The sequence below is a fragment of the Geodermatophilus maliterrae genome, assembly GCF_041018925.1.
Lineage (GTDB): Bacteria > Actinomycetota > Actinomycetes > Mycobacteriales > Geodermatophilaceae > Geodermatophilus > Geodermatophilus maliterrae.
Map to the genome: position 1 here is coordinate 21,195 of NZ_JBFNXQ010000011.1, position 19,805 is coordinate 40,999.

Genomic DNA, 19,805 nt, shown 5'->3' on the forward strand with positions numbered 1-19,805 from the left:
GCATGACCGTCACCGACCCCGACGTCCCGGACCCGCTCAACGACCCCCGCACGATGCAGGCCGACCCGGGCGCCTACGGCCAGGGCGCCGACCTGGCCTCGACCGACGACGACCCGGTGTCCACCGGCGCCGACGAGCCGGCCGCCGACGACCCGGAGACCACGGCCGGGCAGACGCTCGCCGACGACGCCGGCGGTGGCGACGTCACCGGCGGGGCGTTCTCCGAGGCACCACCGGAGGCCGGGCGGTCCTGAGCGGGTGACGGTGCGTTCCGTTTCGTCGCGCGATGGTGGGGCACCTGCTCGGGCGCCCAACCGCATCGACGAGGAGGTCCCCCATGGCCACCGGTGAGACCGGTTTCGAGGACGTCGCCTTCGACCTGATCTCCGTGCAGTACCACTCGCTGAAGGCCGGGCACGACTACGGCCAGTACGTGCGGGACGCCGAGAACGCCGGCCTGGACGACATCGCCGCGTTCTTCCGCGAGGTCATGGAACAGGACTCCGCGCGCGCCAAGCGCTGCCACGACCTGCTCCGGAACATCTCCGGCACCGAGCAGGGCGGCCCGGCGATGAAGTAGCAGCAGGCCGTCCAGGGCGCCGCTGCGCACGAGGGCCCTCTCCCCCTGCGGGAGGGGGCCCTTCTACGTGCTCAGCGGGGCGCGGTCGGCCCAGGCGCGCTCGAGGAGCTGGAGCAGCAGCTCGGCGGGCTGGGCGCCGGAGGCGCCGAAGCGGCGGTCGACCACGAAGAACGGGACGCCGGTGGCCCCGAACGCCTGCGCGGTGGCGGCGTCGGCCAGGACGGCGGGGCGGTGCCGGTGGTCGGCCAGCGCGGCGCGCACCTCGGCCTCGTCCAGCCCGACCTCGACCGCGAGCGGGACCAGCGAGCCGACGTCGAAGACCGGGCGCCCCTCCTGGAAGTGGGCGTGCAGCAGCCGCTCCTCCATCGCCCCCTGCAGCCCGCGCTCGGCGGCGAGGTGGACGAGCTCGTGCGCCAGCAGGGTGTTGCCGCTGACGCCGTCCGCCAGGCGGTAGGACAGCCCCTCGGCGGCGGCGGTCTCCTCGACGTGCCGCATCATCGCCCGCACCTCCTCCACCGGGCGCCCGTACTTCGCGGCGAGCGCCGGCAGGGTCGGGTGCGTCTGGCCCTCGGGGACCGAGGGGTCGAGCTGGAAGGACCGCCAGACCACCTCGACCTCGTCACGGTGCGGGAACCGCGCCAGCGCGGTCTCCAGCCGGCGCTTGCCGATGTAGCACCACGGACAGACGACGTCGGACCAGACCTCGATGCGCACGGCCCGCTCAACCGCGGTCCGGCGGCCGTTCTTCCGGCCGGTGGGCCTCCGCCCGGGCCCGTCCGTCTCCCGGCGTCGGGTCGAGGAAGACGAACCGCACGCCGGGGTGCCGGGCCACCAGCCGACGCTCGGCCTCGTCGGAGGCGCGCTCGACGTCGGCCACCGTGGCCTCGTCGGCGAAGTCGACCTTGGCCGAGACGACGAGCTGACCGGGGCCGATGACCGAGGTGAGGAGCACCGGGACGTCGACGACCTGCTCGAGGCCGGCGATCTCGGCCCGCAGCTGGTCCTCGATGCTGCGCGGGACCGACTGGCCGATGAGCAGCGAGACGTTGGCCCGCGCCAGGACCCCGGCGACCAGGAGCAGCAGGACGCCGATGAGGATCGCCGCGACGCCGTCCCACACCGGGTCGCCGGTCACCTGCTCGAGGAAGAGCCCGAGCGCGGCGAGGACCAGGCCGATCAGCGCGGCGCTGTCCTCGAAGGTGACCGCCTTGACCGTGGTGTCGCTGGTCGCGGCCAGGTAGCGCCGCCACGTCGTCCCCCACCGGCGGGCCGAGCCGCGCACCTGGCGGACGGCCTTGAGCCAGGACGCGCCCTCGAGGAGGAACGAGACCCCCAGGACGACGTAGGCGATCAGCGGGTCGCCCTGCTCCTCGCCCTCGAGGATCGTCTCGACGCCCTGGTAGAAGGAGAAGCCGGCGCCGAGGGTGAAGGTGGCCAGGCAGGCGAGCAGCGCCCAGAAGTAGGTCTCGCGTCCGTAGCCGACCGGGTGGCGGGCGTCCGGCGCCTTCGTGCCCCGCTTCAGCGCGACGAACAGCAGCACCTCGGTGATCGTGTCGGCCACCGAGTGTGCGGCCTCCGACAGCATCGCCGAGGAGTGGCTGACCAGCCCGCCGACGAGCTTGGCGATCGCGATGCCGAGGTTGGCCAGGCCGGCGACGACGACGGTGCCGGTGGACTCGGCGCCCGACCCACTCCCGGGGGCCTCCTGCACCAGGGCGTGGTCGCGGGTGGGCACCGGCTCCGTCATGGCCGTCCCCGTGCCCAACCGTTGCCCGGCGCAACCACCGGGTCACCCTGATCCCGGCGGGCCCCTCCGTCAGCGGACGCCGACGAGGTCGACGACGAAGACGAGCGTGGCGCCGGGCTTGATGACGCCACCGGCACCGCGGTCGCCGTAGGCCTTGTGCGGCGGGATGGTGAGGCGACGGCGGCCGCCCACGCGCATGCCGGCCATGCCCTCATCCCAGCCCTGGATGACCATGCCGACGCCCAGGCGGAACTCCAGCGGGTCGCCCCGGTCCCAGGAGGCGTCGAACTGCTCGCCGCCGTCGTGCGTGACGCCGACGTAGTGGGCGCTGACCAGGTCGCCGGCCTTGGCCTCCGGGCCGTCGCCCACGACGAGGTCCTCGATCACCAGGTCGGCGGGGGCCGGTCCGGTGGGCGGCTCGACGTCCGGTCGGCTCAGCTCGGCCATCGGTTCTCCTCGGGGTCGGTGCCGGGTGTGTCCCGACGGGCTCGCTCCATCCAAACAGCGGTTCCACCGGGTCGCCGGGCGGACTGCGGTCCGGCGGCGTGCTCGGCCACCCGGGGCTGCAGTCCGCCGACGTCCCGGCCGCCGTGGCCTCCTCCACCGCGGTGGTCGCGCCGGCCGGGCCGCACGAGCCGCGGGTGTGACCGGAGCACCACCCGGGGCCACGGGGCGGACCCCGTCCTGACGCGCGCACCGATCAGCGGCCGCCGGTGACGTCGAGCAGGGTCCCGGTGCAGTAGCCGGAGTCCTCGCCGAGCAGCCACAGCACGGCGGCGGCCACCTCCGCAGGCAGGCCGGCCCGGCCCATCGGCACGGTCGGCCCGATGCGCGCGACCCGGTCCGGCTGGCCCCCGCTGGCGTGGATCTCCGTCTCGATGATCCCCGGGCGGACGACGTTGACCCGGACCCCCTCACCGGCCACCTCGCGGGCCAGCCCGATGCCCAGGGTGTCGACGGCGCCCTTGCTGGCGGCGTAGTCGACGTACTCGCCGGGCGAGCCGAGCCGGCTGGCGACCGAGGAGACGAGCACGACCGAGCCCCCGGACCCGCCGTGGCGGGTGGACATCCGGCGCACCGCCTCGCGGCAGCACAGGACGGCGCCGAGCACGTTGACCTCGAGCACCCGCCGCACCCGCTCGGCGGTGTACTCGTCGACCCGCGCCCGGGGTCCGACGATGCCGGCGTTGGCCACCAGCCCGGTCACCGGTCCCAGGGCGTCGGCGGCGGCGGCGAAGGCCGACACCACGTCGTCCTCGACCGCGACGTCGGCGGGCACGGCGGCGGCGGTCCCGCCGGCGGCCTCGACGTCGGCGACGACGGCGGCCGCCGCGGCCTCGTCGTCCCGGTAGGTCAGGGCGACCGACCAGCCCGCCGCCGCGGCGGCGCGGACGGTCGCCGCACCGATGCCGCGGCTCCCGCCGGTCACGAGCAGCACTCCAGGGGGCACGGTCGGCGACCGTAGCGCGCGGGTGCGACGCGGCGTGCACCGTGCTGGGCTGGCGGCATGCCCGCCGCCGACCACCCGTGGTGGACCCGCGCCGTCGTCTACCAGGTCTACCCGCGCTCGTTCCAGGACTCCGACGGCGACGGGGTCGGCGACCTCGGCGGCATCCTGCAGCGGATCGACCACCTGGCCGACCTCGGCGTCGACGTCGTCTGGCTCTCGCCGGTCTACCCCTCGCCGCAGGCCGACAACGGCTACGACATCAGCGACTACCAGGACGTCGACCCGCTGTTCGGCACGCTCGCTCAGCTCGACCAGCTCGTCGCGGCCCTGCACGCGCGCGGGATCCGGCTGGTCCTGGACCTGGTGGTCAACCACACCAGCGACGAGCACCCGTGGTTCGTGGAGAGCCGGTCGTCCACGGACTCCCCGAAGCGGGACTGGTACTGGTGGCGGCCGCCGCGCGCCGGCATGGCGGCCGGGACTCCGGGGGCCGAGCCGACCAACTGGCACTCGCACTTCTCGGGTCCGACCTGGCAGCTCGACGAGGCCAGCGGCGAGTACTACCTGCACCTGTTCGCCGCCAAGCAGCCCGACCTCAACTGGGAGAACCCGGAGGTCCGGCACGCCGTGTACGCGATGATGCGGTGGTGGCTCGACCGCGGGGTCGACGGCTTCCGCATGGACGTCATCAACATGATCAGCAAGGCGGTCGCGCCGGACGGCTCGCTGCCCGACGGACCGCAGCTGCCCGGCCTGCCCTACGGCGACGGGACGCCGTTCTTCTCCAACGGCCCGCGCATCCACGAGTACCTGCAGGAGATGCACCGCGAGGTGTTCGCCGGCCACCCCGAGCAGCTGCTGCTGGTCGGCGAGATGCCGGGCGTCACCACCGAGCAGGCCCGCCTCTACACCGACCCGGCGCGGGCCGAGGTGGACATGGTGTTCCAGTTCGAGCACGTGCAGTTGGACTTCGAGGGGTCCAAGTGGCACCCCAGGCCGCTGCGGATGCGCGACCTCAAGGCCTCCTTCGGCCGCTGGCAGGCCGGCCTGGCCGACGTCGGCTGGAACTCCCTCTACTGGGACAACCACGACCAGCCGCGGGCGGTGTCCCGCTTCGGCGACGACTCGCCGCGGTTCCGCCGCGACTCCGCGACCTGCCTGGCCACGCTGCTGCACCTGCACCGCGGGACGCCCTACGTCTACCAGGGCGAGGAGATCGGGATGGCCAACCACCCGTTCACCGCGCTCGAGCAGTTCCGGGACGTCGAGTCGCTCAACCACCACGTCCAGGCGGTCGCGCACGGCGCCGACCCGGCCGAGGTGCTGGCGGTCCTGCGCCGGATGAGCCGCGACAACGCGCGCACGCCGGTGCAGTGGGACGCCTCGCCGAACGCCGGCTTCACCACCGGGACGCCGTGGATCGCCGTCAACCCCGACCACACCGAGTGGAACGCGCAGGCCCAGCGCGCCGACCCGACCTCGGTGTTCGCCCACCACCGGCGGCTGGTCGCGCTGCGGCACGACCTGCCGGTGGTGGCGCTCGGCGACTTCACGATGCTGCTGCCCGAGCACGACGAGGTGTACGCGTTCACCCGCTCCCTGGACGGCGACACGCTGCTCGTCGTCTGCAACGTCAGCGGCTCGGTCCAGGACCTGGCCGGGCTGCTCCCGGAGGCCGTGGACGGCGAGGTCGTCCTCGGGAACCTGCCCGGGGACGACCCGGCGGTGCTGCGCCCGTGGGAGGCCCGCGTGCTGCGCCTGCCGTCGGCGGCCCCGTCCGGAGGCTCACCCTGAGCCTGCGACGGGTGAGGGGGACGGGGTCCTCCCCCTTCAGGCGGGCGCGCCGACCGTCCCGGCGGGCTCCTCCGTGGGCTCCTCGACGGGCAGGTCCAGGGGGTGGGCCACCTCGTCGGCCGGCAGCCGCCAGGCCAGGACGGCGACGACGGCGAGGACCGGCGGGACGAGCCCGGCGAGCAGGAAGGTGCCGGTCAGGCCGATCGCCGCGCTGACCGGGCCGGCCAGCGCCATCGACAGGGGCATGAACGCCATCGAGACGAAGAAGTCGAGGCTGGAGACCCGGCCGAGCAGCGCCGGGGGCACCCGCCGCTGCAGCAGCGTGCCCCAGATGACCGTGCCGGCCTCGAACGCCGCCCCGAGCACCCCGGCCGCCGCGATCATGACCCACAGGTCCGACGTCCAGCCGAACACGACCAGCGGGATGCATCCGGCGCCCCACATCAGGTTCATCACCGTGAGGTAGCGGCGCGGCAGCCGCAGCGAGGCGACGACGGCCGACCCGACGGCGCCACCGATCCCGAAGGCGGCCAGCACCCAGGCGTGCTCGGCCGGGCCACCGCCGGCCCGGTCGCGCACGGCGAACGGGACGAGCACCTCGAACGGGCCGATGATCACCAGGACCATCAGGGAGGCGAACAGCAGCGTGGCCAGCAGCCAGGGCGTGCGGACCATGTAGGACACGCCCTCGCGGACGTCGGCCAGCAGCCCCGGGCGGTCGCCGTCGTCCCGGCGGACCGGGACGGTCGGCAGGGCCGCGACGCAGGCGGCCGCGGCGGCCTGGGTCAGCGCCGTCGCCGCCAGCGCGGCACCCGGCGAGAACGCGGCCACCAGCAGGCCCCCGGCCGCCGGGCCGGCGGCCATCGCCAGCGCCGGGCGCACGACGCCCTCCAGTCCGTTGGCGGCCAGCAGCTCGGCGGGCGGGACGACGGCGGGCACCAGCGCCGAGTAGGCCGGGTAGTACAGCCCCGTCGCCAACCCACCGGCCAGGGACGCCGCGGCCAGCGGACCGAGCGCCAGCGCGCCGGCCAGCGAGAGCAGGGCGACCGCGCCGACGGCGGCCGTCTGCAGCAGCGCGACCGCGAGCAGGATGCGCCGCTGCGGCACCCGGTCGGCCAGGGCGCCGCCGAGCAGCGTGCTCGCCAGCATGCCGGCGGCGGAGAGCGCGGTGGCCAGGGACAGCGCCCCGGGACCCCCGCCGAGCGCGACGACCTGCCAGACGAGCGCGACCGTCCACAGCCCCTGGGCGAACAGCGACAGGCCCATCGACGAGGCCAGCAGGCGGTAGGAGCGGGAGCGCAGGGGCGCGAGCGCGCGCGGCAGGCCGGCCATCTCCCCCTCCTCGTCGGTCCCCGGCACCGTGCCGGGTGGTGCGGTCATGCTGCCGGGGGCCACCGACAGGACGCACCCGGTTTCCGGGACGACAGCCCCCGCGCCGGCGTCTACGGTCCGGACCTCGTGGGGGGACTGGTCGAGGCGGTGCTGCCGGCCCGGATGGGGACCCCGTTCCGCTGGCTGGTCGCCTCGTCCTGGGTGAGCAACCTCGGGGACGGCGTCGCGGTCGCGGCCGGGCCGCTGCTGGTGGCCGGCCTCACCAGCGACCCGCTGCTCGTCGCGCTGGCCGCCCTGCTGCAGCAGTTGCCGTGGCTGCTGCTCGGCCTGCACGCCGGCGTCCTCGCCGACCGGGTGGACCGCCGGGCGCTGGTGGTCGCCGTCGACCTCGCCCGCGCCGGCGTGCTCGCCGTCCTGGTCCTCGCCCTGGCCACCGGCGACGTCGGGATCGCCGCCGTCCTGGGGGCGCTGTTCGTGCTGGGCGCCGCCGAGGTCTTCGCCGACACCGCGTCGGGCACGCTCCTGCCGATGGTCGTGCCGCGCGCGGACCTGGGCATCGGCAACGCCCGCCTGACCGCCGGCACGCTGACGATGAACCAGCTGGCCGGCCCGGCCGTCGGGGGCCTGCTCTTCGCCGCCGGTGCCGCCTGGCCGTTCGCCGCCCAGGCGGTGCTCGTGGCGCTCGGCGCGGTGCTGGTGTCGCGGATGCGGCTGCCGGCGGCGACCCGGCCCGCCGAGCGGGCCACGGTGCGGCGCGACGTCGCCGAGGGACTGCGCTGGACGTGGGGCAACCCCGCCGTCCGCACGCTGACGCTCACGATCGTCCTGTTCAACGTCACCTACGGCGCGGCCTGGTCGGTGCTGGTGCTCTACGCCGACCAGCGGCTCGGCCTGGGCGCCGCCGGCTTCGGACTGCTGACGACCGTGGTCGCCGTCGGCGGGATCGTGGGGACGGCGTCCTACGACTGGCTCGAGCGGCACGTCGGCCTGGCGCACCTGATGCGCGTCGGCCTGGTCGTCGAGACGTCGACGCACCTCGGCCTCGCGCTGACCACCACCCCGTGGGTGGCGATGGCGGTGCTGGCCGTCTTCGGGGCGCACGCCTTCGTGTGGGGGACGACGTCGCGCACGGTGCGGATGCGCGCGGTGCCGGTCGGGCTGCAGGGGCGGGTCGGGAGCCTGTACGCGATGGGCGTCTTCGGCGGCATCGTCGTCGGCCAGGCGCTGGGCGGGGTCATCGCGCGGGTCTGGGGCGTGACCGGGCCGTTCTGGTTCGCCTTCGCCGGGTCGGCGGTGCTGCTCGCGCTCCTGTGGCGCCAGCTCGGGCACGTGGCGCACGCCGACGGGGAGGCCGTCGCCGCCGAGCGGGTGCGCTGAGGCCGCGCGTCGGGGCCCGGAGCGTCGCGCCGGCGCACACGCTCGGCCGGGGTTCTCAGGTCAGCGGGCTGCGAGGCAGCAGGCGGTCGCTGATGATCCGCTCCTGGATCTCGCTGGTGCCCTCGAAGATCGTGGTCAGCCGGGCGTCGCCAGTGCGCTCGACCTGGCGCTCGGTGGTGTAGCCGTTGCCGCCGTGCAGCTGCATGGCCTGGTTGGTCACCCGCACCGCCATCTCGGTGGCCTCGAGCTTGACCATCGCCGCCTCGCGCTCGCTCGGGACGGCGAGGTCGAGCAGGTGGGCCACCTGCCGGTAGGAGGCGCGCGACTGCTCCACCTGCGCGGCCATCCCGGCGACGGCGAAGCGCAGCGCCTGGAAGTCGCCGATCGGGTGGCCGAACTGCTCGCGCTCCTGCAGGTGGACGATCGAGTCCTCGAGCGCGGCCCGGGCCAGGCCGACGGCGCGGGCGGCGGTGTGCACGCGGGCGGTGTTGAGGAAGCGCTGCGCCTCGGCGAACCCGGCGCGGGCGGTCTCCGGCCCGTCGCCGCCGCCGGAGCTGCCCGGGTCGGCCAGCTCGTTGCCGGCCGGGATGCGCACGCCGTCGAAGACCATGTCCCAGGTCAGGAACCCGTGGTAGCCGACCTTGTCGATCGGCGTCCCGGTCAGGCCCGCGGGGAACGAGCCGCGCTCCTTCTCCAGCAGCAGGTTGGCCAGGCCGCGCGACCGGGACTCGCCGGGCTCCGGGTCGCGCACGCGCACGAGCACCTGGATGAAGTCGGCGGCCTCGGCGTTGCCGCACCAGCGCTTGCGGCCGGTGACCACCCACTCGTCCCCCTCCCGGACGGCGCGGGTGCGCACGCCGGCGAGGTCGGAGCCGGCGTCGGGCTCGGACAGCGCGATGGCGCCGATCCACTCGCCGCGGGCGCTCCGGGCCAGCAGGTCGGCGCGGCGGCCGGCGTCGGGCACCGTGGTGCCCAGGCCCTGGGAGCGGGCCAGGATGCTCGCGCTGCCCATCCAGGCGCGGGCCAGCTCCTCGGAGACCATGCAGTACTCGAAGACGCCCAGGCCCAGGCCGCCGTGCTCGGCCGGCACGGTGATGCCGAAGTACCCGAGCTCGGCCAGGCGCGCCAGCAGTGACTCCGGGAGCAGCCCCTTCCGCGGGTCGAGCTCGTTGGCCACCGGGAGCACCTCGTCGTGGGCGAGGCGGCGGGCCTGCTGCTGCAGCGCCTCCCGCTCGGGGGTGTGCCACGGCGCCAGGAGCGCCGGCGGCTCCGGCTCGAGCAGCTCGGTGGGGCGGTCCTGGGTCGACGTCATCGTCGCGGACCTCTCCTCGGCGGCGGGGATCGCGTCCACCTTGCGGGCCGCCGCCGGGCACCACGCACCGGCGGCAGTGGAACCGACGGGACCTCCGGCCGGATGACCTCACAAGTACTTCACACATCTCACACGGGTCTGGTAGTACTGCGCCCGTGGCCGTCCCCGACCGACTCGACGTGACGCTGCGGCTGGTGCGCAACGCCGGCCGTGCGTCGCTGGCCGACCTCGCCGCCCGGCTCGGTGTCTCGGAGATGACCGTCCGCCGCGACCTCGACGCGCTGCAGGTCCGCGGGCTGGTCGAGCGGGTGCGGGGCGGCGCCGTCGCGGTCGCCGAGCCCGAGAGCGCCGCCGGCTTCGCGGCGCGGGCGGGCTGGCAGGCCGGACTCAAGGACCGCATCGGCCGGGCCGCCGCGGCGCTCGTCGCGCCGGGGTCGACCGTGCTGCTCGACGCCGGGACGACGACCGTGCACGTGGCGCGGGCGCTGGCCGACCGCGCCGCCGCGGGAGAGGGCCCGTTCACCGCCGCGGTGCTGAGCCTGCCCGTGGCCGAGGTGCTCGCCGACCGGCCCGGCGTCCGGCTGCTGGTGGTGGGCGGGGAGTCCCGGCCGGGCGAGCGCAGCCTGGCCGGCCCGCTGACCGCCGCGGTGCTGCGGCAGCTGACCTTCGACGTCTTCGTCATGTCGATCGGGGCGGTCAGCGCCGCGGCGGGCTGGTCGGAGTTCACCCTGGAGGACGCCGCGGTCAAGCAGGTCGCCCTCGAGCGGGCGCGCACCGGCCTCGTCGTCGCCGACGCCTCCAAGCTCGGCGTCCGCGCCTTCGCCTCCGTCGCGCCGCTCGACGCCGTCGGACGCCTGGTCACCGACGCCAGCGCCCGCGACCCGCAGCTCACCCCCGCGGCGCAGGACACCCTCGCCGCTCTCGAGAACGCCGACGTGGAGGTCGTGCTCGCATGAGCCAGTCCCTGATGATCCTGGTCGCCGGACCCTACCGCGGGGGCACCGGCGACGACCCGGCGCTGATCGCGGCCAACCACCGCGCCATCCAGGAGGCCTGCCTCGCGCTGTTCCGCGCCGGTCACCTCGCCGTCAACGGGGAGGACCTGGCACTCCCGCTCGCGGAGCTGGCCGGGTCCACGCGGGTGGGTGACGCCGCCTTCGACGAGGTGTTCCACCCGATGGGCCGGCGGCTGGTCGCCCGCGTCGACGCCGTCCTGCGGCTGCCCGGCGCCTCGGCCGGGTCCGACGAGATGGTGGCGCTGGCCCGGGCCCGCGGCGCGGCGGTCCACACCAGCCTCGCCGAGGTGCCGGCGGTGGCGCGGTGACCGCCGTGGGCGTCCCGGGCGTCGACGTCCCCGACGCCCGCGGGCGGACCGGGCTGGACCGCGCCGGTCGCGACCTCACCGGCAACCCCGACGTCGTCGTCCGCGACGTCGAGGTGCTCTCCAGCAGCTGGTACGTGCTGCGCCGGACGACGTTCGACCACCGCCGCCGCGACGGCCGCTGGAGCACCGAGCAGCGGGAGACCCACGACCGCGGCAACGGCGCGACGGTGCTGCTGTACGACGTCGCGCGCCGGACGGTGCTGCTCACCCGGCAGTTCCGCTTCCCCGCCTACGTCAACGGCTCCCCCGACGGGATGCTGGTCGAGACCGCCGCGGGGCTGCTCGACGACCAGGACCCGGAGACGGCGATCCGCCGCGAGGCCGAGGAGGAGCTCGGCGTGGTGGTCGGGGAGCTGACGCGGGTGTTCGACGTGTCCACCAGCCCGGGGTCGGTGACCGAGCGGGTGGCCTGCTTCGCCGGGAGCTACACGCCCGCCGACCGGGTGTCCGCCGGCGGCGGGCTCGCCGACGAGGGCGAGGACATCGAGGTGCTCGAGCTGGACGTCGACGAGGCGCTGGCCCGGGTGGACGACGGCCGGATCGCCGACGCGAAGACGATCCTGCTGCTGCAGTGGGCGGTGCTGCGGGGCCCGTTCCGCGACCGTCAGAGCCGGGCCGGGCGGTAGGGCGCGCCGCCGGGCCGGTCGAGGCCCCAGCTCACGCCGTCGTACCAGCTCGAGCAGACGGTGTCGGCGAAGTACTGGGCCGGACGGCCGCACTGCCGGGGGCCGGTGCCGGGGTCGTTGGGCGCGGCGTGCCCCATGCCGGCGACGGTGTAGGTGGTGACGCGCACGGTGCCGTCGGCGTCGGCGTAGCGGTGGCGGGTGGTGCCGGCGGGCAGCGCGGTGGTCGACGCCGGCACCTGCGGGAGGCCGTGCACCGCCGTCCACTGGTCGCGCAGGTCGAGCGCGTTGGCCGGGTTCACGGTGCGGTCGTCGGTGCCGTGCCAGACGGAGACCTCCGGCCACTCCGTCGTCCCCGCCGGCGCCGCCGCGCGGACCGCGGCCGCCCACTGCCCCGGCGTCCGCTGCCCGGACACGGTCATGCAGGCGACCGCGGAGAACAGGTCGTCGGCGCAGCCGACGGGGACGCCGGCGAGGACCGACCCGGCCGCGAAGACGTCGGGGTAGGCGGCGAGCAGGGCCGCGCTCATCGCCCCGCCGGCCGACAGCCCGCTGACGAAGACCCGCCCCGGGTCGGCTCCGTACGCGGTGACCGCGTGCGCCACCATGCTGCGGATCGAGGCCACCTCGCCCCGGCCGCGGGTGACGTCGCCGGGCTCGAACCAGTTGAAGCACCGGTTGGCGTTGTTGGCGGCCACCTGCTGCGGCAGGACGACGGTGAACCCCCACCGGTCGGCCAGCTCCGGCCACCCCGAGCCGAGGGCGTAGCCGGCGGCGTCCTGGGTGCAGCCGTGCAGCGCGACGACGACCGGCGCGCCCGAGGGGAGCCCGGCCGGCCGGTACGCGTACATCTCCAGCGCGCCGGGGTTCGGCCCGAAGTCGGTCACCCGCACCGGCCCGGCCGCGGCCGCGGGCCCCGCGGTGAGCACGCCGGCGGCCACGAGGGCCGGGACGAGCAGCAGTCGCAGGAGGGCACGCCGCACGGGGACTCCTCCGCCTCGGGACGGGACCCGCCCACGGTATGACGCCGGTCACCGGCCGCGCTGCAGGGACCCGCCGCGAGCGTGCGAGTGGTGGGGGCAGCGGGGTCCTCCTTCAGCGGGTGCCGCGCTCCCGGGCCAGGGCGACGTAGTGCTCGACCAGCGCGGCGTCGTCGACCGCCCCGGTGTTGACCGCCTTCTCCGGCGGCACGCCCTGGAACAGCCGCTTGAGCGGCACCTCCAGCCGCTTGCCGGTGCGGGTGTGCGGGACCCCGGGGACGACGAGCACCTCGTCGGGCACGTGCCGCGGGCTGGCCTGGCTGCGGATGGCGGCGCGGATCCGGTCCCGCAGCTCGTCGGTGAGCTCCTCCCCCTCCGCGAGCTGCACGAACAGCGGCATCCAGTAGCCGCCGTCGCGCTGCTCGACGCCGAGGACGACGCAGTCGAGCACCTCCGGGACCGACTCGACGGCGGCGTAGATGTCCGCCGTCCCCATGCGCACGCCGCCGCGGTTGAGCGTCGAGTCCGACCGGCCGGTGATCAGGCAGGTGCCGCGCTCGGTGACCTCCATCCAGTCGCCGTGCCGCCAGACGCCGGGCCAGGGCTCGAAGTAGGCCTCGCGGTAGCGCACGCCGCCCGGGTCGTTCCAGAAGTACAGCGGCATCGAGGGCATCGGCTCGGTGACGACCAGCTCCCCGAGCTCCCCGGTGACCGGCCGGCCCTCCTCGTCCCACGCGGCGGCGGCGACGGCGAGCATCGGCCGCTGCAGCTCACCGGCGGTCACCGGCAGCAGCATCGTGCTGCCGATGAAGCCGGTGGCGACGTCCGTGCCGCCGGAGACCGAGGCGAGGAAGACGTCGCTCCGCACGGCGTCGTAGACCCAGTGGAACGCCGAGGCCGGCAGCGGCGAGCCGGTGGAGCCGATGGTCCGGAGCGCCGACAGGTCGTGGGTCTCCCCCGGCCGGATGCCCGCCTTCTCGCAGGCGGTGAGGTACCCGGCGCTGGTGCCCAGGTAGGTGATGCCGGTGCGGGCGGCGAGGGCGAACTGCGCGTCGACCGACGGGTACGCGGGCGCCCCGTCGTGCACCACCACGGTGGCGCCGCGCAGCAGCGCCGACGTGGCGATGTTCCACATGATCCAGGCGGTGGAGGCGTACCAGTAGAAGCGGTCGCCGGGCCCGACGTCGCCGTGCAGGCCCAGCTGCTTGTGCTGCTCGAGGACGACGCCGCCGTGGCCGTGCACGATGCCCTTGGGCAGCCCGGTCGTCCCGGACGAGTAGACGATCCACAGCGGGGCGTCGAAGGGCAGCGGCTCGAACCGCGGCTCCTGCGGCTCGCCCACCGCCTCCGCCCAGGGCAGCGCGCCGTCGGGCACCTCGTCCGGGAAGAGCCGGGGGACGGCGACCGTCGTCCGCACGCTGGGCAGGGCCGCGCGCAGCTCGGCGATGACGCCGCGCCGGTCGTGGGGCCTGCCGTTGAAGCGGTACCCGTCGACGGCGACCAGCACGGTGGGCTCGATCTGGGCGAACCGGTCGAGGACGGCGCGGGTGCCGAAGTCGGGCGCGCACGAGGACCACACCGCACCGATCGACGCTGCGCCGAGGAAGGCGACCACCGCCTCGGGGACGTTGGGCAGGTAGCCGGCGACGCGGTCACCGCGCTGCACGCCCAGCCGGCGCAGCGTGGCGGCGAACGCGCCGACCTGCTCGCGCAGCTGCGCCCAGGGGACCTCGACGGGATCGGCGTCCTCGGCGACGGCGATCAGCGCGACGTCTCCGGAGCGGGTGGCCCCGCCGGTGGCGTGCCGCAGCGCCTGCTCGGCGTAGTTGACCGTCGTCCCGGGGAACCACCCGGCGCCGGGCATCCCGCGGCGGGTCAGCACCCGGTCGTCGGGGACGCCGGGCAGCACGCCGGACCACTCGGCGACGTCGGCCCAGAACTGGTCGAGGTGCTCGACCGACCAACGCCATACGGCGTCGTAGTCGGTGGGGTCGAGGTCGAGGCCACGGCGGGCGGCCGCCTCGCGGGCGAACCCCGCGAGCCGGGTCGCCTCCCGGGTCTCCGGGGTGGGCTGCCAGAGCACCGGGACGGCGGAGGTGTCAGCGGTCACAGCGGCACCCTGCCACCCGCCACCGGCCGCGGGGGAGCCGGATCGACCCGGCACCGTCCCGCTCCCCTGCCCGGCTGCCGACCCCGCTGGTGGGGCATGGCCGACGCCGGTCGCCGCAGCGGCGGCCGGGCCCGCGGACGGGCGCCGCCACCCGTTCCTCTGCGACGATCAGCGCGTGACCGAGCCGGAGCGCAACGTGCTGGGCGACGAGCTGGAGCCGTGCGGCACCGAACCGCTCACCGGGTTCTACCGCGACGGCTCGTGCCGCACGGGTGCGCAGGACCTGGGCAGCCACACCGTGTGCGCCGTCGTCTCGCAGGAGTTCCTGACGCTGCAGCGCGAGCTGGGCAACGACCTCACCACCCCGCGGCCGGAGTACGGCTTCCCGGGGCTGCGGCCGGGCGACCGGTGGTGCGTGGTGGCCGCGCGGTGGCTGCAGGCCTACCGGGCGGGCGCGGCGGCCGGCGTCGTGCTGGCGGCGACCAACGCCCGGGCGCTGGAGATCGTCCCGCTGACCGCCCTGCGCCAGCACGCCGTCGACGTGCCCGACGACATCAGCGACCTGGACTGAACGGCCGCGCGGGAGAAGCCGTCCCACCCCCGGCGCCGAGGCGTTCGCACCGCCGGTGACCACGAGGAGCACCACGTGTCCGATCTGCTCGACCTGTCCGTCTCGACCCTGCGCGGCGAGGCCACCACGCTCGGCGCGCTCACCGGCGGCCGGCCCGCCCTGGTGGTGAACGTGGCCAGCCGGTGCGGGCTCACCGCGCAGTACACCCAGCTCGAGCAGCTCCAGCGGGAGTACGGCCCGCGCGGCTTCACCGTCGTCGGCGTGCCGTGCAACCAGTTCGCGGGGCAGGAGCCGGGCACCGCCGAGGAGATCGCCGGGTTCTGCTCGGCCACCTACGGCGTCAGCTTCCCGATGACCGAGAAGGTCGAGGTCAACGGCGAGGACGCGCACCCGGTCTACCGGCAGCTGACCGCGGCCCCCGACGGCTCGGGCGAGGCCGGCCCGGTGCAGTGGAACTTCGAGAAGTTCCTGCTCACCGGGGACGGCGAGGTGGTCGCCCGGTTCCGCCCGACGACCGACCCGGCCGCGCCCGAGGTCCGGACGGCGATCGAGGCGCTCCTCCCCCGCTGACCGCCCGGCCGGACGGCGGATCGCGGGCGTCTCCCGCGGGTCGCGGCCCGTCCGGCGCTCCTCCTGGGGCGTCGTGGTCGGCTGCAGTGGTCGCGGCGGCACGCGGCCCGTGCTCGGGCGGCCGGGCCGCGACCACCGGGCCAGCATGGAGGGCATGGCCGACCTGCACTTCTACTTCGACCCCGTCTGCCCGTTCGCCTGGATGACCAGCAGGTGGGTGCGCACGGTCGCCGCCCAGCGGGAGTACGACGTCGACTGGCGGTTCATCTCGCTGCGGCTGCTCAACGCGCACGTCGACTACGACAGCCACTTCCCCCCGGAGTACGAGGCCGGCCACACCGCGGGCCTGCGGCTGCTGCGGGTGGCCGCCCGCACCCGCGAGGAGCACGGGCGGGCCGCCGTCGGCACCCTCTACGAGACCCTGGGCGGGCGCGTCTTCGAGACCGAGCCCGACCGCCCCGGGACGGCGGGGGCCCGCGGCACCCGCGCGTACCTCGAGCCGGTGCTGGAGCGGGCCGGCCTGCCGCTCGACCTCGCCGACGCCCTGGACGACGAGAGCCGCGACGCCGTGGTCCAGGCCGAGACCGACGAGGCGCTGGAGCTGACCGGCCGCGACGTCGGGACGCCGATCCTGCACTTCGAGCCGCCGGCGGGCGTGGCCTTCTTCGGCCCGGTCATCAGCCGGCTGCCGGGCGAGGACGAGGCCGCGGCGCTGTGGGACCACGTCGTCGGGCTGGCCCGCTTCCCCGGCTTCGCCGAGCTCAAGCGCAGCCTGCGCGAGCGGCCGCAGCTGCCCTCCTTCGGCGTGACCACCGGGGACGTCGGTGTGCAGGAGGACTGGCACGGGGGCAGCCGCCGCCTGAAGCGCTGACCGGACGGCGACCGGGACGCCGGGTAAGGTGAGCCTCACCGAAGCCGACCGTCCGGAGCTGCCCGGTGCCCGTGCCCAGTGCCACCCGCGCCCCCGCGGTGACCCCGGCGGGCGGCACATCGGGTCCGGCGCGGACGGCACGTGCCTCGCGGACCCGGCGGCGGGTGCTCGGCCTGCTCGCCCTCGTCGTCCTGCTGGTCGCGGCGTGCGCCGCGAGCATCACCCTCGGCAGCCGCCCGCTCGACCTCGGCACCGTGTGGCAGGTCCTCACCGACCGCTCGCTGCGCACGGAGGAGGCGGTCGTCGTCTGGGACCTGCGGGTCCCGCGCACGGTGCTCGGCCTCATGGTCGGGGCCGCCCTCGGCGTCTCCGGCGTGCTCGTCCAGGGCCACACCCGCAACCCGCTCGGCGACCCCGGGCTGCTCGGCATCACCGCCGGGGCCGCCTTCGCCGTCGTCCTGGCGATCGTGCTGCTCGGCGTCGGCACCCCGGCCGGGTACGTCTGGTTCGCCTTCGCCGGGGCGCTGGGCGGCACCGTCGCCGTCTACGTGCTCGGCTCGGCCGGCCGCGGCGGGCCCACCCCGGTCACCCTCGCGCTGGCCGGCTCGGCGCTGACCGCGCTGCTGTTCGCGCTGGTCCGGGCGATGCTGGTCAGCGACTCGAACTCCCTCGACGCGTTCCGCTTCTGGGTGGTCGGCGCGCTGGCCGGCCGCGGCGCCGACGTCGCCTGGCAGGTGGCCCCCTTCATCGTCGCCGGCCTGGTCCTCGCCCTGCTCAACGCCCCGGCGCTGGACCTGCTCGGCATGGGCGAGGACGTCGCCCGCGGCCTGGGCCAGCGCATCTGGCCGGCCCGGCTGGTCGGACTCGGCGCGTGCACCCTGCTCGCCGGCGCCGCCACGGCCGCCTGCGGGCCGATCGCCTTCGTCGGCCTGGTCGTGCCGCACGCCGTCCGGGCGTTCACCGGCCCGGCGCACCGCTGGCTGGTGCCCTGCTCCGCCCTGCTCGGCGCGGTGCTGCTGCTCGCCGCCGACGTGGTCGGGCGGTTGGTCGCCCGGCCCGGTGAGCTGCAGGTCGGCATCGTGCTCGCGCTGGTCGGCGGGCCGGTCTTCGTGGCGCTGGTGCGCCGCCGGCGGACGGCGGCGCTGTGACCGCGACCGTCGACACCGTCCGGCAGACGACGCCGCCCGACCCCGGTGGGCGCCCGGCCGGCCGGGCCGTCATCGTGCGGGTCGGCCCGGTCTCGGCGCGGTTCCGCTGGCGGTCGGTCGTCGTCCCCCTGGTCGCGTTCGCCGTGGTCGTGCTGCTCGGCGCGGTCAGCCTCGGCCGCGGCGACTACCCGCTCGGCCTGGGCGACGTGCTGCGGACCCTGGTGGGCGCCGGCGACCGGGCGCAGGCGTTCATCGTGCTGGAGCTGCGCGCGCCGCGCACGGTGGTCGGCGCGCTGGTCGGGTTGGCGCTCGGCCTGGCCGGGGCGCTGTTCCAGACCTTCGCGCGCAACCCGCTGGCCTCCCCCGACGTCCTCGGCATCACCCAGGGCGCCTCGGTCGGTGCGGTGGCGGCGATCGTGCTGAGCGGCGGCGGCTCGACCGGCGCGCTGCTCGGCGGCCTCGGCGTCCCGCTGGCCGCGCTGCTCGGCGCACTGGTCGTCGGGGCACTGCTGTTCACCCTCGCCTGGCGCGCGGGCATCGACGGCTACCGGCTGGTGCTGGTCGGCATCGCGCTGTGGTCGATCGCCCAGGCGCTCACCGACTGGCTGCTCACCCGCGCCGAGATCCACGACGCCGCGGCCGCCTACGTGTGGATCACCGGTTCGCTCGACGCCCGCACCTGGGAGCAGGCCGCGCCGCTGGCGTTGTCGCTGCTGGTCCTCGTCCCGCTCGCGCTGGCCGCCGGCCGCGTCCTGGGCGTGCTCCAGTTCGGCGACGACACCGCGCGCGGGCTCGGCGTGCGGCTGGCGCGGGCGCAGGGCGTGGTCGTGGTGGTCGCCGTCCTGCTGGTGGCGACGGCGGTGGCCGCGGCCGGGCCGGTCGCCTTCGTCGCGCTGATCGTCCCGCAGGTCGCCGTCCGGCTGACCGGTGGCTCGCGGCCCCCGCTGCTGGCCTCCGGGCTGCTCGGCGCGGCGCTGGTCGTGGGCGCCGACCTGCTCACCCGGACCGTCCTGCCCCACGCGCTGCCCGTCGGCATCCTCACCGCCGCGATCGGCGCGCCCTACCTGCTCTGGCTGCTCGTCCGCGGGAGGCGGACCCTCGCATGACCACTCCTGCCACCGCGGCGCCGCACCTGTCCGCGCCGACCCCGGACGGACCGGTCCGTCTCGCCGCGGAGTCGGTGACCCTCGCCTACGACGAGCGCGTCGTCGTCCGCGACCTGGACCTGCGGCTCACCGACGGCTCGTTCACCGCGATCGTCGGCCCCAACGGCTGCGGCAAGTCCACGCTGCTGCGGGCGCTGGGCCGGCTGCTGCGCCCGCGGGCCGGGCAGGTGCTGCTCGACGGCCGCTCGATCGCCCGGACGCCGACCCGCGAGGTCGCCCGCGTCCTCGGCCTGCTGCCGCAGACCCCGGTCGCCCCCGCGGGGCTCACCGTCGCCGACCTGGTGGCCCGCGGGCGGCACCCGCACCAGAGCTGGCTGCGCCAGTGGTCGACCGAGGACCAGGCGGTGGTGGCCGAGGCGCTGTCCTGGACCGACATGACCGACCTGGCCGACCGCCCGGTCGACGAGCTCTCCGGCGGGCAGCGGCAGCGGGCGTGGATCTCCATGGCGCTGGCGCAGGGCACCGACCTGCTCCTGCTCGACGAGCCGACGACCTACCTGGACCTCTCGCACCAGATCGACGTCCTGGAGCTGGTGGCCGGGCTGCACGCCGAGCGCGGCCGCACCGTCGTCGTCGTGCTGCACGACCTCAACCTCGCCGCCCGCTACGCGCACCGGCTGGTGGCGATGCACGACGGCGTCCTGGTGGCCTCGGGGACGCCGCACGAGGTGCTCACCGAGCAGCTGCTGGCCGACGTCTTCGACCTCGAGGCCCGCGTGGTGCCCGACCCGGTGGCCGGGACGCCGATGGTGGTCCCCGTCCGCCGCCTGCGGTGAGGAAGGACCCCCCT

Annotated in this window: 21 protein-coding genes; 13 read left to right on the forward strand and 8 right to left on the reverse strand. The window is 75.9% G+C overall.

The features are described 5' to 3' along the window. Nucleotides 1-2 precede the first annotated feature (2 nt). A complete protein-coding gene (locus ABQ292_RS05740; RefSeq protein WP_369204152.1) occupies nt 3-254 on the forward strand; it encodes a hypothetical protein in 252 nt (83 codons plus the stop codon). A gap of 83 nt (nt 255-337) precedes the next feature. Beyond that, the gene (locus ABQ292_RS05745; protein WP_369204154.1) at nt 338-580 is read left to right on the forward strand and encodes an acyl carrier protein; all 243 of its coding nucleotides are present in this window, start codon (nt 338-340) and stop codon (nt 578-580) included. 63 nt (nt 581-643) lie between these two features. On the opposite strand, the gene ABQ292_RS05750 is transcribed toward ABQ292_RS05745, so the two are convergent. The 4 genes from ABQ292_RS05750 to ABQ292_RS05765 all read right to left on the reverse strand — a co-directional run bounded on the left by ABQ292_RS05750 (nt 644) and on the right by ABQ292_RS05765 (nt 3,777). Next, entirely contained in the window at nt 644-1,294 is a 651-nt protein-coding gene (locus ABQ292_RS05750) for a DsbA family oxidoreductase (protein ID WP_369204156.1), read from the reverse strand. A 7-nt stretch (nt 1,295-1,301) separates the two neighbouring features. Next, on the reverse strand, nt 1,302-2,327 hold the full coding sequence (locus ABQ292_RS05755) for a cation diffusion facilitator family transporter (RefSeq protein ID WP_369204158.1): 1,026 nt from the start codon (nt 2,325-2,327) through the stop codon (nt 1,302-1,304). Nucleotides 2,328-2,396: 69 nt separating this feature from the next. Further along, nucleotides 2,397-2,774: an FKBP-type peptidyl-prolyl cis-trans isomerase gene (locus ABQ292_RS05760; protein WP_369204160.1), complete on the reverse strand. Its 378-nt coding sequence runs from the start codon at nt 2,772-2,774 to the stop codon at nt 2,397-2,399. A gap of 253 nt (nt 2,775-3,027) precedes the next feature. Continuing rightward, a complete protein-coding gene (locus tag ABQ292_RS05765) occupies nt 3,028-3,777 on the reverse strand; it encodes an SDR family oxidoreductase (protein WP_369204162.1) in 750 nt (249 codons plus the stop codon). Nucleotides 3,778-3,834: 57 nt separating this feature from the next. On the opposite strand from ABQ292_RS05765, the gene ABQ292_RS05770 reads away from it, so the two are divergent. Continuing rightward, nucleotides 3,835-5,571 carry a glycoside hydrolase family 13 protein gene (locus ABQ292_RS05770; RefSeq protein ID WP_369204164.1) on the forward strand — a complete coding sequence of 579 codons (1,737 nt, stop codon included), beginning with the start codon at nt 3,835-3,837 and terminating at the stop codon, nt 5,569-5,571. A 36-nt stretch (nt 5,572-5,607) separates the two neighbouring features. Here the strand turns inward: ABQ292_RS05770 and ABQ292_RS05775 are convergent, their stop codons facing one another. Continuing rightward, entirely contained in the window at nt 5,608-6,951 is a 1,344-nt protein-coding gene (locus tag ABQ292_RS05775) for an MFS transporter (RefSeq protein ID WP_369204166.1), read from the reverse strand. Between the two features lie 78 nt (nt 6,952-7,029). Here ABQ292_RS05775 and ABQ292_RS05780 point away from each other — a divergent pair, with 78 nt between their 5' ends. Further along, on the forward strand, nt 7,030-8,280 hold the full coding sequence (locus ABQ292_RS05780) for an MFS transporter (protein WP_369204168.1): 1,251 nt from the start codon (nt 7,030-7,032) through the stop codon (nt 8,278-8,280). 55 nt (nt 8,281-8,335) lie between these two features. Here ABQ292_RS05780 and ABQ292_RS05785 read toward each other — a convergent pair whose 3' ends face one another. Next, nucleotides 8,336-9,592, reverse strand: coding sequence for an acyl-CoA dehydrogenase family protein (locus ABQ292_RS05785; protein ID WP_369204170.1), 1,257 nt, complete (start codon nt 9,590-9,592; stop codon nt 8,336-8,338). Between the two features lie 155 nt (nt 9,593-9,747). On the opposite strand from ABQ292_RS05785, the gene ABQ292_RS05790 reads away from it, so the two are divergent. From ABQ292_RS05790 to ABQ292_RS05800, 3 genes are read left to right on the forward strand one after another with little or no spacing between them, the layout of a single operon-like run. Continuing rightward, nucleotides 9,748-10,548, forward strand: coding sequence for a DeoR/GlpR family DNA-binding transcription regulator (locus tag ABQ292_RS05790; protein WP_369204172.1), 801 nt, complete (start codon nt 9,748-9,750; stop codon nt 10,546-10,548). Continuing rightward, a complete protein-coding gene (locus tag ABQ292_RS05795; protein ID WP_369204174.1) occupies nt 10,545-10,916 on the forward strand; it encodes a DUF4406 domain-containing protein in 372 nt (123 codons plus the stop codon). Before ABQ292_RS05790 ends, ABQ292_RS05795 begins: the two co-directional genes overlap by 4 nt. Next, complete coding sequence (locus tag ABQ292_RS05800; RefSeq protein WP_369204176.1) at nt 10,913-11,602, forward strand: NUDIX domain-containing protein; 690 nt, start codon at nt 10,913-10,915, stop codon at nt 11,600-11,602. The genes ABQ292_RS05795 and ABQ292_RS05800 overlap by 4 nt, the downstream gene beginning before the upstream one ends. Here ABQ292_RS05800 and ABQ292_RS05805 read toward each other — a convergent pair. Together ABQ292_RS05805 and ABQ292_RS05810 are read right to left on the reverse strand one after the other, a co-directional pair. Beyond that, nucleotides 11,581-12,582, reverse strand: a complete 1,002-nt coding sequence (locus ABQ292_RS05805; RefSeq protein ID WP_369204178.1) for an extracellular catalytic domain type 1 short-chain-length polyhydroxyalkanoate depolymerase — start codon at nt 12,580-12,582, stop codon at nt 11,581-11,583. The two genes, ABQ292_RS05800 and ABQ292_RS05805, sit on opposite strands and share 22 nt — an antisense overlap. 112 nt (nt 12,583-12,694) lie before the next feature. Beyond that, nucleotides 12,695-14,689, reverse strand: coding sequence for an acetoacetate--CoA ligase (locus ABQ292_RS05810; RefSeq protein WP_369204180.1), 1,995 nt, complete (start codon nt 14,687-14,689; stop codon nt 12,695-12,697). A gap of 175 nt (nt 14,690-14,864) precedes the next feature. Here ABQ292_RS05810 and ABQ292_RS05815 point away from each other — a divergent pair, with 175 nt between their 5' ends. From ABQ292_RS05815 to ABQ292_RS05840, 6 genes are all read left to right on the forward strand, one after another. Beyond that, nucleotides 14,865-15,260 carry a DUF2237 family protein gene (locus ABQ292_RS05815; RefSeq protein ID WP_369204182.1) on the forward strand — a complete coding sequence of 132 codons (396 nt, stop codon included), beginning with the start codon at nt 14,865-14,867 and terminating at the stop codon, nt 15,258-15,260. A 75-nt stretch (nt 15,261-15,335) separates the two neighbouring features. Then, the gene (locus ABQ292_RS05820; RefSeq protein WP_369204184.1) at nt 15,336-15,830 is read left to right on the forward strand and encodes a glutathione peroxidase; all 495 of its coding nucleotides are present in this window, start codon (nt 15,336-15,338) and stop codon (nt 15,828-15,830) included. Nucleotides 15,831-15,984: 154 nt separating this feature from the next. Then, nucleotides 15,985-16,701 carry a mycothiol-dependent nitroreductase Rv2466c family protein gene (locus ABQ292_RS05825; RefSeq protein ID WP_369204186.1) on the forward strand — a complete coding sequence of 239 codons (717 nt, stop codon included), beginning with the start codon at nt 15,985-15,987 and terminating at the stop codon, nt 16,699-16,701. Between the two features lie 65 nt (nt 16,702-16,766). Next, complete coding sequence (locus ABQ292_RS05830) at nt 16,767-17,849, forward strand: FecCD family ABC transporter permease (protein ID WP_369204188.1); 1,083 nt, start codon at nt 16,767-16,769, stop codon at nt 17,847-17,849. Next, complete coding sequence (locus tag ABQ292_RS05835) at nt 17,846-18,955, forward strand: FecCD family ABC transporter permease (protein ID WP_369204190.1); 1,110 nt, start codon at nt 17,846-17,848, stop codon at nt 18,953-18,955. The genes ABQ292_RS05830 and ABQ292_RS05835 overlap by 4 nt, the downstream gene beginning before the upstream one ends. Further along, the gene (locus ABQ292_RS05840; protein ID WP_369204192.1) at nt 18,952-19,791 is read left to right on the forward strand and encodes an ABC transporter ATP-binding protein; all 840 of its coding nucleotides are present in this window, start codon (nt 18,952-18,954) and stop codon (nt 19,789-19,791) included. Before ABQ292_RS05835 ends, ABQ292_RS05840 begins: the two co-directional genes overlap by 4 nt. Nucleotides 19,792-19,805 lie beyond the last annotated feature (14 nt).